15 protein-coding genes and 1 tRNA gene are annotated in these 17,318 nt (G+C 74.8%); 7 read left to right on the top strand and 9 right to left on the bottom strand.

The window, feature by feature from the left end; translation table 11 throughout:
- Window positions 1-59 precede the first annotated feature (59 nt).
- Window positions 60-704 carry a response regulator gene (locus ACI792_RS09330; RefSeq protein WP_456602351.1) on the top strand — a complete coding sequence of 215 codons (645 nt, stop codon included), beginning with the start codon at window positions 60-62 and terminating at the stop codon, window positions 702-704.
- Between the two features lie 11 nt (window positions 705-715).
- Here the strand turns inward: ACI792_RS09330 and ACI792_RS09335 are convergent, their stop codons facing one another.
- The 4 genes from ACI792_RS09335 to ACI792_RS09350 form a co-directional block, all read right to left on the bottom strand.
- Window positions 716-2,344: a GAF domain-containing protein gene (locus tag ACI792_RS09335; RefSeq protein ID WP_456602352.1), complete on the bottom strand. Its 1,629-nt coding sequence runs from the start codon at window positions 2,342-2,344 to the stop codon at window positions 716-718.
- Window positions 2,345-2,531: 187 nt separating this feature from the next.
- A tRNA-Gly gene (locus ACI792_RS09340) sits at window positions 2,532-2,605 on the bottom strand.
- A gap of 50 nt (window positions 2,606-2,655) precedes the next feature.
- Entirely contained in the window at window positions 2,656-3,624 is a 969-nt protein-coding gene (locus ACI792_RS09345; protein ID WP_456602353.1) for a methyl-accepting chemotaxis protein, read from the bottom strand.
- Window position 3,625: 1 nt separating this feature from the next.
- Window positions 3,626-4,204, bottom strand: coding sequence for a PAS domain-containing protein (locus ACI792_RS09350; protein WP_456602354.1), 579 nt, complete (start codon window positions 4,202-4,204; stop codon window positions 3,626-3,628).
- Window positions 4,205-4,415: 211 nt separating this feature from the next.
- On the opposite strand from ACI792_RS09350, the gene dcd reads away from it, so the two are divergent.
- Complete coding sequence (gene dcd, locus ACI792_RS09355) at window positions 4,416-5,000, top strand: dCTP deaminase (protein WP_091930153.1); 585 nt, start codon at window positions 4,416-4,418, stop codon at window positions 4,998-5,000.
- On the opposite strand, the gene ACI792_RS09360 is transcribed toward dcd, so the two are convergent.
- Both ACI792_RS09360 and ACI792_RS09365 read right to left on the bottom strand, forming a co-directional pair.
- Entirely contained in the window at window positions 4,972-6,333 is a 1,362-nt protein-coding gene (locus tag ACI792_RS09360) for a CynX/NimT family MFS transporter (protein ID WP_456602355.1), read from the bottom strand. The genes dcd and ACI792_RS09360 overlap by 29 nt on opposite strands.
- 134 nt (window positions 6,334-6,467) lie before the next feature.
- Window positions 6,468-8,768, bottom strand: a complete 2,301-nt coding sequence (locus ACI792_RS09365; protein ID WP_456602356.1) for a heterodisulfide reductase-related iron-sulfur binding cluster — start codon at window positions 8,766-8,768, stop codon at window positions 6,468-6,470.
- Window positions 8,769-9,540: 772 nt separating this feature from the next.
- Here ACI792_RS09365 and dnaK point away from each other — a divergent pair.
- The 5 genes from dnaK to ACI792_RS09390 are packed head-to-tail and all read left to right on the top strand — an operon-like array spanning window position 9,541 to window position 14,299.
- Window positions 9,541-11,415, top strand: coding sequence for a molecular chaperone DnaK (gene dnaK, locus ACI792_RS09370; protein WP_456602357.1), 1,875 nt, complete (start codon window positions 9,541-9,543; stop codon window positions 11,413-11,415).
- Window positions 11,412-12,134, top strand: a complete 723-nt coding sequence (gene grpE, locus ACI792_RS09375; RefSeq protein WP_456602358.1) for a nucleotide exchange factor GrpE — start codon at window positions 11,412-11,414, stop codon at window positions 12,132-12,134. Before dnaK ends, grpE begins: the two co-directional genes overlap by 4 nt.
- 34 nt (window positions 12,135-12,168) lie before the next feature.
- Complete coding sequence (gene dnaJ / locus ACI792_RS09380; protein ID WP_456602359.1) at window positions 12,169-13,380, top strand: molecular chaperone DnaJ; 1,212 nt, start codon at window positions 12,169-12,171, stop codon at window positions 13,378-13,380.
- Complete coding sequence (locus ACI792_RS09385; RefSeq protein ID WP_456602360.1) at window positions 13,377-13,829, top strand: heat shock protein transcriptional repressor HspR; 453 nt, start codon at window positions 13,377-13,379, stop codon at window positions 13,827-13,829. The genes dnaJ and ACI792_RS09385 overlap by 4 nt, the downstream gene beginning before the upstream one ends.
- Entirely contained in the window at window positions 13,826-14,299 is a 474-nt protein-coding gene (locus ACI792_RS09390) for a MarR family winged helix-turn-helix transcriptional regulator (protein WP_456602361.1), read from the top strand. The genes ACI792_RS09385 and ACI792_RS09390 overlap by 4 nt, the downstream gene beginning before the upstream one ends.
- 34 nt (window positions 14,300-14,333) lie before the next feature.
- On the opposite strand, the gene ACI792_RS09395 is transcribed toward ACI792_RS09390, so the two are convergent.
- From ACI792_RS09395 to ACI792_RS09405, 3 genes are read right to left on the bottom strand one after another with little or no spacing between them, the layout of a single operon-like run.
- Window positions 14,334-15,707, bottom strand: coding sequence for an MmgE/PrpD family protein (locus tag ACI792_RS09395; RefSeq protein WP_456602362.1), 1,374 nt, complete (start codon window positions 15,705-15,707; stop codon window positions 14,334-14,336).
- Entirely contained in the window at window positions 15,704-16,645 is a 942-nt protein-coding gene (locus tag ACI792_RS09400; RefSeq protein WP_456602363.1) for an LLM class flavin-dependent oxidoreductase, read from the bottom strand. The genes ACI792_RS09395 and ACI792_RS09400 overlap by 4 nt, the downstream gene beginning before the upstream one ends.
- Window positions 16,642-17,310 carry a hypothetical protein gene (locus tag ACI792_RS09405; protein ID WP_456602364.1) on the bottom strand — a complete coding sequence of 223 codons (669 nt, stop codon included), beginning with the start codon at window positions 17,308-17,310 and terminating at the stop codon, window positions 16,642-16,644. The genes ACI792_RS09400 and ACI792_RS09405 overlap by 4 nt, the downstream gene beginning before the upstream one ends.
- Window positions 17,311-17,318: the final 8 nt, after the last annotated feature.

The raw sequence follows: 17,318 nt of genomic DNA on the forward strand, positions 1-17,318 counted from the left end.
CCCTTCCCGCGTGCTCGGGACGCTGCCCCGGAGGGCGACCTCGGTCTAGCGTTCGCGGCGTGGAGCAGGCAGCCGGTGGGGCCCCGACCGTGCGGGTGTTCCTGGTCGACGACCACGAGGTGGTGCGTCGCGGCGTGGCCGACGTGCTCGAGGACGACCCGGCCATCACCGTCGTCGGGGAGGCGGGCTCGTGCGCCGAGGCGCTGGCGCGGGCGCCCGCCGTCCGTCCCGACGTCGCCGTCCTGGACATGCGGCTGCCCGACGGCGACGGCGCCACGCTCTGCCGCGACCTGACCGCCCGCCTCCCGCGGGTGCGGTGCCTGGTCCTCACCAGCTACGCCGACCGGGCGGCCCGCGACGAGGCGGTGCGGGCCGGCGCGGCCGGTTTCCTGCTCAAGCAGGTGCGCGGCTCGGCGCTGGTGCAGGCGGTGCGGACCGTCGCGGCGGGCGGCACCCTCGCCGAGCCCGGTGCGCCGCCCCGGCCCCGGTCCGGCAGCGACCGGCTCGCGGTGCTGACCGACCAGGAGCGCACCGTCCTGGCGCTCATCGGCGAGGGGCTGACCAACCGCCAGATCGGCGAGCGGATGGGCCTGGCCGAGAAGACCGTGAAGAACTACACCAGCCACCTGCTGGCCAAGCTCGGGCTCGAGCGCCGCACCCAGGCCGCCATCCTGGCCACCGAGCTGCGCGACCCCCGGCGCTGAGGCGGCGGCCGTCAGGCCGGCAGCGGCACCGTCCACCGGATCTCGGTCCCCGAGGGGCCGGTGGAGACCGCCAGCCGCCCGCCGCGGCGTTCGGCGCGGTCGGCCAGGTTGGCCAGCCCGCTGCGCACCGTGACCGCCGGCACGCCGCCGCCGTCGTCGGTGACCACGACCCCCACCTCGTCGCCCAGGGTCACCGACACGGTCACGCGGGTCGCCCGGGCGTGGCGGACCACGTTGGTGACCAGCTCCCGGACGACGGCGATCACGTCGCCGGCCATGCCCGGCGGCAGGTCCTCGACCTCGCTGCGCACCCGCAGGTCGGGGCGCAGCCCGTGCCCGTCGGTCACCGAGCGCACCACCTCGGCCAGCCGCCGCCGGACGGCGTCCGACGAGGAGTCCTCCGCGCCGTGCAGCTCGAAGATCGACGCGCGGATGCGGGCGATGGTGCCGTCGAGCTCGTCCACGTGCGTCGCGATCCGCCCGGCGACGGCGGGGGCGGTCTCCTCCACGGAACGGCCCAGCCGGTCCAGGGCCAGGGCGGTGGCGAAGATGCGCTGCACCACGTGGTCGTGCAGGTCCCGGGCGATGCGGTCGCGGTCGGCCTGGACCTGCAGCCGCTGCTCGCGCTGCTGGCTGCGGACCAGGCGCATGGCGACGGTCGCGTGGGTGCCGAACGCCGAGGCCGGCTCCAGCACCGCCGGGTCGAAGGGCGGTCGCCCCCGCACCCGCAGCGCGACCAGCGTGGTCGGCGGGGACGCGCCGCCCAGGGGGAGGAACAGGGCCGGGCCGTAGCGGGCCGTGAACTCACCGATCACCGCGGCGTGGGTGGTGCCCGGCTCCTGCGGGACGGCGACGTCCTCGACCAGCACGGGCGTGCCGGAGCGGTGCGCGTCCCCCAGCCGGGTGCCGGCCAGCGGGATCCGCACGCCCTCGGAGTCGGCGGCGTCCGGCCCGACCGCCGCGGTGACGGTCAGCGTCCCCTCGTCCCCGGTCAACGGCGCGAGGATGCCGACGGTGTCGGCGTCGGCGAGCTCGGCGACGCGCGCCGCCGCGGCGCGCAGCACCTCGCCGGCCGGGCGCCCCGAGAGCAGCGCCGTCGCGATGTCGGTGCCCGCCTGCGACCAGGCCCGGCGCTGCTCGGCGTGCTCCAGCAGCCGGGCGTTCTCGATGGCCAGCCCCGCGACCGCCGCCATGGCCCGGGTGATCTCCAGGTCGGCGGCGGTGAACTCGCCCCCGGTCCGTTTCTCGGTGAGGTACAGGTGGCCGAAGGCGGAGTCGCGGGCGCGGACCGGCACGCCCAGGAAGGACCCCATCGGGGGGTGCCCCGCGGGGACGCCCACGGAGGCGGGGTGGGCGCGCAGGTCGGCCAGCCGGAGCGGCGTCGGGTCCTGGACCAGCAGGCCGAGGATGCCCGCGCCCGCGGGCGGGTGGCCGATCCGCTGGTGGTCCTCGGGCCCCATGCCCACGGTGACGAACCGGTCCAGGCTGCTCCCGTCAGGGGTGAGCACGCCCAGCGCCCCGTAGCGGGCGTCGACGTGCCGGACCGCGACGGCGACGATCTCGTGCAGGGTCGCCTCGAGCTGCCCGCCCGAGGCCGCCGCCAGCACCGCGGCGGTGAGCGCCGCGGCGTCGTCGCTCATCGACGGGACCGGCGACAGGGCGGGGGCACGGCCCTGACGGTAGGAGCGCCGGCCCGGTGAGGGAAGCGCCTCGCCCATCGTCGGGCACGATCCGGTCGCCCCCCAGGGACCAAAGGCCCGGTCCTGGTCCGTAATTGCCCGCCCAGAACGCGACGAGGCCCCGGTCGCGGGGACCGGGGCCTCGGGGTGGAGCGGGTGACGAGAATCGAACTCGCACTGTCAGCTTGGGAAGCTGATGTTCTACCATTGAACTACACCCGCGAACGGCGACGAGACTACCTGGTCGCCGTCCCGCCGCGACAGCGGCCTCCTCAGCGCCGCATCTCGGCCAGGAAGCCGATCGCCTCCGACCGCAGCTTCTCCGCCATCCGCGAGAGCCCGGTGACGTCCTCCTGGGCGGTGTTCAGCGACGCCGAGCCGTCCACCGCGGCCGCGATGCCGTCGACGAGCCCGTTCATGTCGTCGACGGTCGAGCTCACGCTGCTCATGACGGCCGCGACGTCCTCCGACGCCTGCCGGATCTGCTCGACCTGGGCGGTGACGCGTTCTGTGGCGCGGCCGGTCTGGTCGGCGAGGTCCTTGACCTCCGAGGCGACGACGGCGAACCCCTTGCCCGCCTCGCCCGCGCGGGCCGCCTCGATGGTGGCGTTGAGCGCGAGCAGGCGGGTCTGGGCGGCCACCGAGTCGATCAGCGCGATGATCTCCTTGATCTCGGCCGACGAGCGGGTGAGCGACCCGATGGTGTCCTGCGCGGTCCCCACCTCGGTGCTGGCCGCGGAGGCGGCCGCGGTGAGCCCGGACGCCGACGCGCTGAGCTCGGTCGCGGCGGTCGCCACCTGCTCGGACATGGAGAGCACCACGGACTCGAAGTCGTCGGCCAGCCGCAGCCGGCTGCTCTGCGCATCGGTGACCCGACCGGCGGTCGCCTGCATCGCGCCCCGGGCGTCGTTGATGTCGGTGGCGGTGCGCCGGAAGGAACCCAGCAGGCCCGTGGTGAGCAGACGGCGGTGGAACCGCCCGTCCGCCGCGGACGTCAGCGCCGCGGACGACTCCCGGACGAAGGCGTCGGAGACGTCGAGCACCCGGTTGAGCGCGTGGTGCAGGGCGACGAGGTCGGGCACCTCCTCCGCGGCGGGCTCGATCCGGCTGCGGGCCTCCAGGTCGCCGCGGGCGGCCGCCTCGCAGGCCGCCGTCAGCTGGCGCACGAAGTCGCGGTGCAGGGCGAGCTCCGCGGCGTCCGAACGCCGGCTCCCCTCGCCGCGTCCGGCACGGATCCCCATGTCAGCTCTCCTCGCGGGTGATGATCGACCAGATGAACTCCTCGTAGGTCTGCCCCTGCTCGGCGAGCACCTCCTCGAGGAGGGCCGAGGAGGCGGCGACCGCGCTCCGCGCGTTCGCGTGCCGGCGCTCCTCCGCGAGCAGCCGCTGGTAGAGCGGCTGCACCCGCTGGACGGCGCCCCGAGAGGGTCGCCGGCGGTTGGAGTGGTAGCCGACCACGGTGCCGCGCGCGTCGTAGGAGGGCGTGACGTGCGCGAGCACCCAGTAGTGGCCCCCGTCGGCCGCCAGGTTGTTGATGTAGGCGAACACCTCGCGGCCGGCCCCCAGGGTGTCCCACAGCAGCGCGAAGACCGCGCGCGGCATCTCCGGGTGGCGGATGACGTTGTGCGGCTGGCCGAGCACGTCGTCGAGCGGGTAGTCGCTCACGCGGAGGAAGACGTCGTTGGCGTAGGTGATCACGCCGCGCAGATCGGTCTTCGACACGATCAGCTCGTCGGCCGAGAAGCTGCGCTCGCGCCCGGTGGGGCGTACGGCGTGGCGGGTGCCGCGGGGGACGGCGGTCGCCGGCCGGGTGTCGAGCACGCAGGTCTCCCTCGGAACTCTGGATCGATTGCGTCCCGTACATCGGCAGCCGGGAGCCCGATCGGCACCGGGGAGGCGACACCGCGCGTGGCCCGGCCGGCCGCGGCGGGCTCTCGCGGGCGGCCACGGCGCCGGCCGACTGCGGCTTCGTGCGCCGGGCGCTGCCCTTCACTCCGAGAGAGGGGGGAGGCGGTTCCCTAGACTCCGCGCCATGCTGCTGAGCGACCGCGACATCACGGCCGCGATCGCCGGGGGACGCCTCGGCATCGAGCCCTACGACCCGGGGCTGGTGCAGCCGTCCAGCATCGACGTCCGGCTGGACCGGTTCTTCCGCGTGTTCAACAACGCCCGCTACACCCACATCGACCCGGCGAAGCAGCAGGACGACCTCACCACCCTGGTCGAGCCCGAGGGCGACGAGCCGTTCGTGCTGCACCCGGGGGAGTTCGTGCTTGGGTCCACGCTGGAGGTCGTGAGCATCCCCGACGACCTCGCCGCCCGGCTCGAGGGGAAGTCGAGTCTCGGCCGTCTCGGACTGCTCACGCACTCGACGGCGGGCTTCGTCGACCCGGGCTTCTCCGGGCACATCACGCTGGAGCTGTCCAACGTGGCGAACCTGCCGATCACCCTCTGGCCGGGCATGAAGATCGGGCAGCTCTGCCTGTTCCGCCTCACCAGCGCGGCCGAGCACCCCTACGGCTCCGCCGTCTACGGCTCCCGGTACCAGGACCAGCGCGGGCCGACGCCGTCGCGCTCGTTCCGCAACTTCACCCGCGCGGAGACCCGGCGCCCCTAGCCGGGCGCGGCGTGGCGTCGTCGACCCGGGCGGCGGCCGGGACCTCGACGCCGGCGCTCTCCAGCACGGCGGAGCACCGCCCCGCCGGCGACCAGCCGGGGACCGTCCGCTCCACCTCGTCGTCGACGAAGACCTGCCGCGTGGCGGTCCACCCGGCGACGGCGAGCACCGCCACACCGGTGAGCACGATGACGAACATGCCGTCGTAGCTGCCGGTCGCCCCGCGCAGGACCCCCACCAGCAGCGGGCCCGCCCCGGCGACGACGTAACCCCAGCTCTGGCTGACGGTGGAGAGCGCCGCGACGGTCTCCGGCGTTCGGGCGCGCAGGCCGATGAGCGTGAGCACCATCGAGAAGGTGCCCATGCCGACGGCGATCAGGATCATCCACAGCCACGGCGCGGCGGTCGGCGCCGTCCAGAGGCCGACCCAGCCGGTCACGTAGCTGGCGAGGAACACAGCCAGCAGCGGGCGCTGCAGGCGCGGCCGGACGGTGAGCGACGGGATGACGGCGCTCAGCGGGAGGCCGACGACGGAGTTCAGGCCCAGCAGCAGCCCGGCGGCCGCTGCGCTCAGGCCCGAGTCGCGCAGGTACTGCGCCGACCAGCCGATGACGACGTACGCCTGCAGCGCCTGGACGCCGAAGAACGCGGTGATCGCCACCGCCGTCGGGCTGTGCACCAGCGACCGCATGCGGACGGCGGTGTGGCTCTGCCGGGAGGTGTCCGGAGCGGCGGGGAGGGCCAGCCAGACCGTCGCCGCGATCAGCGCGGGCAGCGCCCAGACGACGAGCGCCCAGCGCCACCCGCCGCCGTCGGTGCCCGCCGCGTCGGCGATGGGCTGCGAGGCGACGGCGGCCAGGGTCGCGCCCAGGCCCATCGCCGTGCTGTACGCGCCGACGAGCGGTCCGGTCCGCCCCGGGAAGTGGCGCTTCACCAGGCCGGGCAGCATGACGTTGCCGAGGGCCCCGCCGGCCATCGCCAGCGCCGTCCCGGCGAGGAAGACCGGGAAGGCGGCGGCCAGGCTGCGCAGCGCGAGCCCGGCGGTCATCGCGATCAGGGCGCCGGCGAGCACGCGCGAGTCGCGGAAGCGCGCCGACAGGGCCGGGCCGGCGAAGCCGATGAGCGCGAAGCAGAGCACCGGCATGGTGGTGATGACGCCGGCCGCGCTGCTCGAGATGCCCAGGCCCCGCTCGATCTCCTGCAGGACGGGGCCGACGCTGGTGACCGCCGTCCGGAGGTTGAGCGCCGTCAGGACGATGGCGACGGCCAGCATCCCGAGACCCCGCCGTCGATCGCGGCCGGTGCTGCTGCGGGCAGGGGCGGTGCGCGTCACCCCGAAAGCGTCCTCCATGACGCGGCGCACATCGCCCCCCGGGTGGGTGCGCCGCGCAACCACCCTGTGCCCCGGAACGGCGACGGCGCGCGCCCCCGAGCGGGGGACGCGCGCCGTCGCCGGGCTGCCGCGGGTCAGGTCTGCGGACCGTGCTCCGTGGCCGCCGAGCCGGTGCCGGCCGGGTCGTCGGCCTTGGTGGCGACGTCGGCACCGGACTCCGCGCCCGGGGCGCTGACGCCGACCGGCGTCATGGAGCGGAGCAGGATCTGGCTGACGTCGAGGACCTCGACGTGCTCGCCGGCCTCGCCGTTCTGCTTCTTGCTGGTCAGCGCGTCGCTGAGCATCGTGATGCAGAACGGGCACGCGGTGGAGATGACGTCGGGATCGAGCTCGAGGGCCTCCTCGGTTCGCTCCATGTTGATCCGCTTGCCGATCTTCTCCTCCATCCACATGCGGGCACCGCCGGCGCCGCAGCAGAAGCCGCGGTCCTTGCAGCGGTGCATCTCCTGCGTGGAGAGGCCCTGGACGGAGTCGAGGATCTCGCGCGGGGGCGTGTAGACCTTGTTGTGCCGGCCCAGGAAGCACGGGTCGTGGTAGGTGACCTTGCGGTCGATGGGCGTGACCGGGGTCAGCCGGCCCTCCTCCACGAGCTTGCCCAGCAGCTGGGTGTGGTGCACGACCTCGTACTCGCCGCCGACCTGGGGGTACTCCCGGCCGAGCGAGTTGAAGCAGTGCGGGCAGGTCGCGACGATCTTGCGGGTGCCCGGCACCCGGCCCTCGAAGACGCCGTTGAGGGTCTCGACGTTCTCCATGGCCAGCTGCTGGAAGAGGAACTCGTTGCCCATGCGGCGGGCCGGGTCACCCGAGCAGGTCTCGCCGTTGCCGAGGACGGCGAACTCCACGCCGGCGGTGTGCAGCAGCTCGGCGACGGCCTTGGTGACCTTCTTGGCGCGGTCGTCGACGGCGCCGGCGCAGCCGACCCAGAACAGGTACTCGACCTCGTGCGGCAGCGGACCGTCGGCGACGCGGACCTCGAAGTCCATCTCCTTGATCCAGTCCTCGCGGACGTTGCCACCCATGCCCCACGGGTTCCCGCGCTTCTCGAGGTTGGTCATCATGACGCCGGCCTCGGACGGGAAGTTGGACTCGATCAGCACCTGGTAGCGGCGCATGTCCTCGATGTGGTCGATGTGCTCGATGTCCACCGGGCACTGCTCCACGCAGGCGCCGCAGTTGGTGCAGCTCCACAGGACGTCGGGGTCGATGACCCCGCCCTCCTCGAGGGTGCCGACCAGCGGGCGGTGCGCCTGGGCGTCGTTGGTGCCCTCGATGCGGGCGTAGCCCGACGCCCACACCTGCTCGTCGGAGGGCTTGAGGACGTCGTAGTCCGGCGCCGTCTCGGACGCCGTCTTCTCACCGAGGAGGTAGGGGGCCTTCGCGTAGAGGTGGTCGCGGAGGTCCATGATCACCATCTTCGGGCTGAGCGGCTTGCCCGTGTTCCACGCCGGGCACTGGCTCTGGCACCGCCCGCACTCGGTGCAGGTGGTGAAGTCCAGCATCCCCTTCCAGGTGAAGTCCTCGATCTTCCCGCGACCGAAGACGTCGTCCTCGCCCGGGTCCTCGAAGTCGATCGGCTTGCCACCGGAGGTCATGGCGGGCAGCGGGCCGAGCGCGGGAGCGCCGTCGGGCTCGCGCTTGAAGTAGATGTTGAAGAAGGCGCTGAACCGGTGCCACGCGACACCCATGTTCAGGATCCGGCTGATGACGACCAGCCAGGTCAGCGAGACCACGATCTTGATGAACGCGACGATCGAGACGACGTCGGGGTTGTCCGGGAAGAGATTGGACACCAGGCTCGCCACCGGGTGGGACCAGGTCGGGGCGTCGTCCAGGCCGGAGGCGATCTTCGCGGCGCGGATGCTCAGGATGCTGATGCCGACGATCAGGACGACGGCCTCGACGAAGTAGCCGCGGCCCTCGTTGGACCCGGCGAACCGGCTCTTGCGGCCCTGCCGGCGCGGGTGGTCTCGCTGGCGCCGGATGATCAGGTAGAGGATCCCGAGGATCGTGCCGGTGCCGATGAAGTCGACGAAGAGGCTCCAGATCGGCCAGGTCCCGATGAGCGGCAGGTGGAACGCCGGGTCCCACACCTCGCCGAACGCCTCGACCAGCGTCAGGAAGAGGCCGTAGAAGCCGACGAAGACGAACCAGTGGGCGATGCCGATGCTCGACCACTTCAGCATCCGGGTGTGGCCCAGCGACTCGACGACCAGCGTCTTCAGCCGGGTCTTGACCGGGCCGAAGCGGGTGCCGTCGGGCTGGCCGGTGCGGATGATCCGCACCATCGCCCGGACGGCCCGGTAGGCCATGACGGACGACACGATCAGGAACAGGACGCTGATCGTCCCCAGGACGATCTGCAGCGGGCCCGTCATGTTTTCCCCTCCCGTACGCCTGGCGGCGTCGGTCGACTCCCGCCGGCCGCGCTGGCGACGGGGCTGTGTGCGGTGCGCGCGGGCCCACCGGCCGGTGGGCCGGCGATCGGCGCGCAGTGCGGGCAGGCGCAGCCCGCACTCCAGCGCACGATAGCTGGCGCGCTGTGAGGCTACTCGCCGGTAACCGTGGGCGCTGCGCCCCGGATCGGCCGACCTCCACGGGGCGCCGTGCCCAGCGGCCGACCGTCACCCCGGGCCCGTGGTCGGCATCACAGCGTTCTGCGCCTGGGGTCGCGGCGATCGGCCGCGGTCTCAGCCGGCGCGCGTCCGACCTCGCGCGCGGGGTGTGGCGGCGGTGGAGCGGCCAGCCGGTGGCGGGTCTCGGGGTGCTGGCAGCCGGCACGTCGCGCGTCCCGTGCGGTGCACAGGCCCAGCCGGCGCTCGGCGGCGGCGCGGAGGAGGGGGCGCACCGGCGCAGTCTCGGCCGTGCGGGGGCCGTGCGGCGGGTGGTCGACAGATCTGCGGATGCCCGCGAAGGGGCTTCGAGGCTCGTGGGAACCGCCTCCAGCCTCGTACCGCTGGGGGCGCGACCACGAGGCTGGGGCGACGCGTCGAGCGGTGGGCGACAGGGAGCGTCGACGGGGCTCGGGAACACGAGCGCCGCGCCTGCCGTTAGGGTGGGCAGGAAAGTTGAGCGGACCCCGCGCAAGGCGGACCCCGACTCCTCGCACGGACCAGTACCACCCCAGCACACGGAAGAGAGGCCATCTCCATGGCTCGAGCGGTCGGTATCGACCTCGGCACCACCAACTCCGTCGTCACCGTCCTCGAGGGCGGTGAGCCGACGGTCATCGCGAACTCCGAGGGCTCGCGCACCACCCCGTCGGTCGTCGCCTTCGCCAAGAACGGCGAGGTCCTCGTCGGCCAGTCGGCCAAGAACCAGGCCGTCACCAACGTCGACCGCACGATCCGCAGCGTCAAGCGCCACATGGGCACGGACTGGCGGACCGAGGAGATCGACGGCAAGAAGTACACGCCGCAGGAGATCAGCGCCCGCATCCTGCAGAAGCTCAAGCGGGACGCCGAGACCTACCTGGGCGAGCCGGTGACCGACGCCGTCATCACCGTCCCCGCCTACTTCGAGGACGCGCAGCGCCAGGCCACCAAGGAGGCCGGCGAGATCGCGGGCCTCAACGTCCTGCGCATCGTCAACGAGCCGACCGCGGCCGCGCTGGCCTACGGCCTGGACAAGGGCGAGACCGAGCAGACGATCCTCGTCTTCGACCTCGGTGGCGGCACCTTCGACGTCTCCCTGCTCGAGATCGGGGACGGCGTCATCGAGGTGAAGGCCACCGCCGGTGACAACCACCTGGGTGGTGACGACTGGGACGAGCGCGTGGTCAAGCACCTGGTGCAGACCTTCAACGCGCAGAACGGCATCGACCTGTCCAAGGACAAGTTGGCGATGCAGCGCCTCCGCGAGGCCGCCGAGAAGGCCAAGATCGAGCTGTCCGGCGCGCAGTCGACCAACCTCAACCTGCCCTACATCACCGCCGGCGCCGAGGGCCCGCTGCACCTCGACATCACGATCACCCGCGCCGAGTTCCAGCGGATGACGCAGGACCTGCTCGACCGCGCCCGCGCGCCGTTCAACCAGGCGATCCGCGACGCCGGCATCTCGGTGAACCAGATCGACCACGTCGTCCTGGTCGGTGGCTCGACCCGCATGCCCGCGGTCTCCGACCTGGTGCGCGAGCTCACCGGCGGCAAGGAGCCCAACAAGGGCGTCAACCCCGACGAGGTCGTCGCCATCGGCGCCGCGCTGCAGGCCGGTGTCCTCCGCGGCGAGGTCAAGGACGTCCTGCTCCTCGACGTCACCCCGCTCTCCCTGGGCATCGAGACCAAGGGCGGGATCATGACCAAGCTCATCGAGCGCAACACCACGATCCCCACCAAGCGCTCCGAGATCTTCACGACGGCCGACGACAACCAGCCCTCCGTGCAGATCCAGGTGTTCCAGGGCGAGCGCGAGATGGCGATGTACAACAAGAAGCTCGGCATGTTCGAGCTCACCGGTCTGCCCCCGGCGCCGCGCGGCGTCCCGCAGATCGAGGTCGCCTTCGACATCGACGCCAACGGCATCGTCCACGTCCACGCGAAGGACCTCGGGACGGGCAAGGAGCAGTCGATGACCATCACCGGCGGCTCGGCCCTCCCCAAGGAGGACATCGAGCGGATGATGAAGGACGCCGAGGCGCACGCCGAGGAGGACAAGCGCCGCCGCGAGGAGGCGGAGACCCGCAACCTGGCCGAGTCGCTGCAGTACCAGACCGAGAAGTTCCTGGCCGAGAACGGCGACAAGATCCCGGCCGAGAAGAAGGACGAGCTCGGCGAGGCGCTGTCGGAGCTGCGCTCGGCCCTCGGCGGCTCGGACATCGAGGCCATCAAGTCGGCGCAGGAGAAGGTGGCCCGCGTGTCGCAGGAGGTCGGCGGCGCGCTCTACGCCCAGCAGGCCGAGGCGGCCGGCGGGGCGCCCGGCGCCGAGGGCGGTGCCGACGCCGGCGCCGGTGCCACGGGTGCCCGGGCCTCGGGTGACGACGACGTCGTCGACGCCGAGATCGTCGACGAGGACACCGACCGCCGATGAGCTCGGGGGACGAGCAGCCGCGGGTCGTGATCCGTGACAGGCGGCGGATCGACCCCGTCACCGGCGCAGTGCGGACGCCGGCCGGCGAGCAGCCGGCCGGCGTCCGGCCCGGTACCGACCTCCCAGGGGAGCAGATGAGCGAGCACGACACGACGGCCACCGACGAGGCCGTGGGCCCGGACCAGGGCACGGCGCCGCAGCAGGAGACCGAGGCGCAGGACGCCGCACCGCAGGCCGGCGCCGAGGGCGACCTGGCCCAGCAGCTGGCCGAGCGCACGGAGGACCTGCAGCGGGTCACCGCCGAGTACGCCAACTACCGGCGGCGGGTCGACCGGGACCGCGCGCTGGTCGTGGACCAGGCGGCGGAGCGGTTCGCCGCGCAGCTGTTCCCGATCGTCGACGACATCGAGCGGGCCCGCGACCACGGCGACCTGACCGGCGCCTTCAAGGTGGTGGCCGACCGCGTCCTCGGGTTGCTCGACGGGCTCGGGGTCGAGGCGTTCGGGAAGGCCGGCGACGAGTTCGACCCGTCGCTGCACGAGGCCGTCATGCACGACACCTCCGCCGAGGTGAACGTGCCCACGGCCACGACCGTGCTGCGGCAGGGCTACCGCCGCGGCGAACGGGTGCTGCGCACCGCGATGGTCGCGGTCACCGAGCCGGAGTCGCCGGCCCCGGCGGCGGAGCCCGCCGGGTCCGCCGACCAGACCGCCGGCTGAACGGCGACCGACCGAGCACGAGAGGGGGCGTCCGATGAGCACCCGTGACTTCATCGAGAAGGACTACTACGGCGCGCTCGGCGTCCCCCAGGACGCCGACGCCGCCGCGATCAAGAAGGCCTACCGCAAGCTGGCCACCGAGCTGCACCCGGACAAGAACCCGGGGAACGCCGAGGCCGAGGCGCGGTTCAAGGAGGTCTCCGAGGCCTACGACGTGCTCTCCGATCCCAAGCGGCGCGGCGAGTACGACGACGCACGGCGGCTGTTCGGCGCCGGGGGAGCCGGTGCCCGCGCCGGCTTCCCCGGCGGGTTCCCGGGGGCGGGCCCCGGCGGTCAGCCCTTCGACCTCGGCGACCTCTTCGGCGCGGCCGGGGCCGGTGCCGGCGCCCGAGGTGCCGGCGGCCTGGGCGACATCCTCGGCGGCCTCTTCGGCGGCGCCGGGGGTGGCGGGGCCCGGGCGCGCAGCCAGGCGGCGTCCGGTCCGGCCCGGGGCCAGGACGTCGAGACCGAGGCGACCCTCTCCTTCGAGGAGGCCGTCCTCGGCGTGACGGTGCCGCTGCGGATGCAGAGCCCGGGCAGCTGCCCGACCTGCGCCGGGAGCGGTGCCCGCCCGGGCACCTCGCCGCACACCTGCCCGGTCTGCCAGGGCGCCGGGGTGACCAGCCGCAGCCAGGGCGCGTTCGCCTTCTCCGAGCCGTGCCGCAACTGCCGCGGCAGCGGTCAGGTGGTGGAGGACCCGTGCCCCACCTGCGCCGGCAGCGGGATCACCAGCCAGACCCGCACCATCACGGTGCGCATCCCGGCCGGGGTCAAGGACGGCCAGCGCATCCGGCTGGCCGGCAAGGGCGCGCCCGGGCGGCGGGGCGGCCCGGCCGGCGACCTCTTCGTCGTCGTCCACGTGTCCGAGCACGAGCTCTTCGGCCGCAAGGGCGAGGACCTCACGCTGACCGTGCCGATCACCTTCGCCGAGGCCGCGCTGGGCACCACGCTCACCGTGCCCACCCTCGACGGCACCGTGTCGCTCAAGGTGCCGCCCGGCACGGCCAGCGGCCGCACGCTCCGGGTGCGCGGGCGCGGCGTGCCGGCGAAGGGCCGCACCGGCGACCTGCTGGTCACCGTGGAGATCGCCGTCCCCGTGCGGCTGACCCCGGCGCAGCGCAAGGCCGTCGAGAACCTGGCCGAGGAGATCGACGAGGACCCGCGCCCGCAGATCACCGCCGCGGTGCGGGCGGGAGGTGAGGCATGACCAGGCCGTCGGGCGGGCCGCTGGGCGACGCGGCCCAGGCCGTCGCCGACGACGCCCCGGTGTTCGTGATCTCCGTGGCGGCCGAGCTGGCCGGCATGCACGCCCAGACCCTCCGGCAGTACGACCGGCTCGGGCTGGTCAGCCCCGGCCGGACCCCCGGCGGCGGCCGCCGGTACAGCCCCCGTGACGTCGCGCTGCTGCGCGAGGTCCAGCGGCTGTCGCAGGAGGACGGCGTGAACCTCGCTGGGATCAAGCGGATCATCGAGCTGGAGTCCCAGGTGGAGGCGCTGCAGGCCCGGGTGCACGAGCTGCTCGAGGAGCTGCAGCACTCCGAGAACGGGCGGATGGCGGCGGAGGCCGCGGTCCCGGCGGTGTACCGCGCGGACCTGGTGCCGCACCGGCGGCAGACCTCGGCCCTCGTCGTCTGGCGCCCGGGCGGTAGCCGGTGAGCGGGCCGGACGTCGACCCCCACGAGGCCTTCGTCGCGCTCGAGCGCGAGATCGGGCTGCTGCTCCGGCGGTCGCGCGCCATCTCCACCCGGCTGGCGCGGGAGCTGCACCCCGACCTGGACGGCGCCGCGTACGGCCTGCTGGCCCTGCTGCAGGACACCGGACCGCTGCGCGCGAGCGACCTGGTGGCACGGCTCGGGCTGGACAAGAGCACCGTCAGCCGGCAGCTCTCCAGCCTCGTGGAGCTCGGTCTGGTCGACCGGACCGCCGACCCCGACGACGGCCGGGCGCAGGTGCTGACGCCCTCGGCCGAGGGGGCGGCGCGGCTGGCCCGAATCCGGTCGGCCCGCCGGGCCCGCTGGGAGAGCGACATGGCCGGCTGGCCGCCCGAGGACGTCGCGACGCTCGCCGTCCTGCTGGAGCGGCTCAACCGGATCGGCGAGGCCCGCGAGGCCGAGTCCGCGGGATGACCGCACCGGCGGGTCCGCCCGCCGGTGCGGCCCGTCACCGGGTCGCGAGGCCGTCCAGCACCGCGCGCGCCACCGCGGCGAGGTGCCGGCCGTCGTCCGCGTCGAGCAGCCCCGCCAGGACGTCGTCGCGCAGCGCCGGCGCCAGCAGGTCCCCGACGTTGCCCCGGAACTTGGCGGCCACCTCTGGTCGCGAGAGCGGGTCGTCCGGGTTTCCCCGCGCGTTGCGGGTGGTCGCCGTCCACGTCCGGCCGTCCCTCGCCCGCACGGTCACCTCCGCCGGGCGCTCCGCGGGCAGCGCCGCCGTGAACTCCGGTCGTTCGCGCACCGCCACCCGGCGTGCCAGGTCGGCCACCGCCGGGCGCGCCAGCCGTCCGGGCAGGAACGCCCCCGCGTCCAGCCCGCCGTCGGTGAGCAGGGTCGCGACGCAGTACGGCAGCGAGAAGCGCGCGTGCATGTCCGACCGGACGTCGGTGCCGTCCAGCGACGCGGCGAACGCGAACGTCGCGACCTCCACCGCCTCGATCTCCTCCGTGCGCAGCGGCACCCCGTCCGTGGCGGCGCGCACCGCGTCCAGGGCGGGCTGGATCCAGCGGGCGCAGGCGTAGGGCTTCAGGTAGCTCTGCGAGATCTGCCAGCGCAGGCCGAGCCCGCCGGCGAGCTCGGCCTCGGAGAGGTCGGTGCAGACGGCGGAGTCGAAGAGCGCGCGGTAGGTGCCGACGCTGCCGCCCGCGCCGGCCTCCCGGACCCGCCGGCCGGCGAGCGCCCCGTAGCAGGCGCCCAGGCCGGTCCACAGGTTCCGGACGGTCCCGCCCTGCACCGGCACGGCGAGCGTCGCGGCCATCGGCAGGGCGGACCCGAGGAGGAACGCCGACGTCAGCTCGTCCGCGGAGCCGTCGTGCAGCAGCACCTCGGCCAGCGCCGCCGCGGCGGGCCCGTGCACGCCGTGCGGGTGCATCCCCGGGCGCAGCGACGTCGCCGTCCCGGCGCGCAGCCCCACCTCGGTGGCGACCAGGAAGACCTCCAGGAGCCGCCGGTCGCCGACGTCCTCCGCCGCGGCGGCGTGCAGCAGCACCGGCAGCGCGTGCGGCGCGGGGTGAGCGGTGGGCACGGGCGGCAGCCGGTGCCCCTGCGGGTGGAACGAGCCGCCGGAGTCGGCGTCGAGCCAGGTCGCGGCGGTACCGAGGGTGATCAGCGTCCCGACGGGCGGTCCGCCGGCGCGCTCCCCGGCGGTGCCGAGCTCGTGGGCGAGCGCCCGCACCGGCGGGTACCGCAGCCCGCCGAGCAGGGCGCCGAGGGTGTCGACGAGCAGCAGGCGGGTGGCGGCGACGACGTCGTCGGGCACGTCGTCGAGGCGGGCGCCGGCCGCGAACTCGCCGAGGGCCCGGTAGGGCCGGTCGGGTGCGGTCACGCCGGCTGCTCCAGCCCGGCGCGGACGGCGGGGACCAGCTCGGCCAGGTGGTCCCGCACCCCGGCCACGGCTCCGGCGAGGACCACCCCGGCGATGCGCAGTCCGGCGAGGGGGCGCAGCCGGGCGGTGATCGCGGCCGCGTCCCCGGTGAGGACGAACCGGTCCCGCACCCACCGGTCCGCCTCGGTGACGACGCCACCGCGGGCACCGGCGCTGCCGTGCCTCGCGTAGTCGTGGGCCTCGGCGACCTGCCGCGCGGCGGCCACCTCGTCGTCGTCCAGGCCGTACCACTCCGGCGCGGAGACCAGCCGCAGGGCGCACGAGCCGAGGATCGGCTCGGCCGCCGCGGTGGCCTCGGCGTCCGAGCCGGTGACCGTGGCGCGCAGGAACAGCCAGACGGTGGTCGCCGGGTCCTCCCCCCGGGCGAGCGCCACCGCGCGGGCGACCACGTCGGCGTCGGCGCCGGTGTCGAGCAGCACCCCGCCCAGCGCAGCGGCGGTGGCCGCGATCGTCCGGGGTCCCGAGGCGGCGCCCAGCAGCCGCCCGCCCAGGTCGGCGTCGCCGAGCGCCTCGCGCAGGAGGTCCAGCGAGGCGGTGTACTCCCGCAGCGGCGGGAGGTCGAGCCCCTCGTTGCGCACCGAGCTCTCCCCGCGCCCGACGACGGTCAGCACCCGGCCCGGGTGCAGCCCCTCCAGCGTGCGGACGGCGCCGGCCAGCGTCGCCGGGTGGCGCAGCCCCAGGCTGGCCACGCAGGGGCCGGCGAGCCCGGCAGCGGTGCCGGCCAGCACGCGCTCGGTCTCGACGAGGCAGTCGGGGAACAGCCGCGGGCTGTCGGCGAGGCCCACGCCGTCGGCGCCGGCGGCCAGGGCCTGCTCGGCGGTGGCGACCGCGTCGCCGGCGCCCCACGGCTCGGCGGAGTTGAGCAGGACGGCGGTCACGACAGCGCCGCCAGGAGGTCGGCGGCGCGTCCGGTGCCGGCCGGCACGCGCACCGGGGCGGGCAGCGCGACGGCGGGTGCGGGGCGGCCGGTCACCGTCTCCAGCGTGGGCGCCAGGGCGTCGGGCATGCCGGTCAGCCCGGCCTCGGACGCCCGGGCGGCCAGCCAGCCGGCCGCGAGGCAGTGCCCGTGGGCGAGGGCCTGCTCGTCGGCCGCGCCGGCCTCCGCGGGCTGCACCGCCATGAGGCCGGCCGCGACGTCCAGGACCCCGCCGAGATCGGTGCTCCCCGCCGCGACGGCGGCGCAGGCGGCGGCGGCGACCACCCCCGTGGTCGCCCGGGCCGTCGGCGCGGGGCCGTCCGCGCCCGCCGCCAGGTCGGCCCCCAGCGCGAGCCCCGCCGCCACTGCCTGCTCGATCAGCTCCAGCGGCGCGTCGTCGGGGGCCGCGGCGAGCGCGACCAGCGTCAGCCCGTCGGCGTCCGGCGCTCCGGCGCGGTGCAGCCGGGCCCCGTTCCACAGCAGCCCCGGGTAGGGCGCCGCGCGGCGGCCGGCGCCGAGCAGCGGCAGCGCCCCGTCGTCGGTGCCGATCGTGGCGGCCCAGGCGAGGAGGTCCGCCGGCACGGGCGCCGAGGTGGCGGCCGCGAGCCGCTCCAGCGCCGGCCGCACGGCCCCGG

It is taken from the genome of Blastococcus sp. SYSU DS0669 (assembly GCF_054050895.1).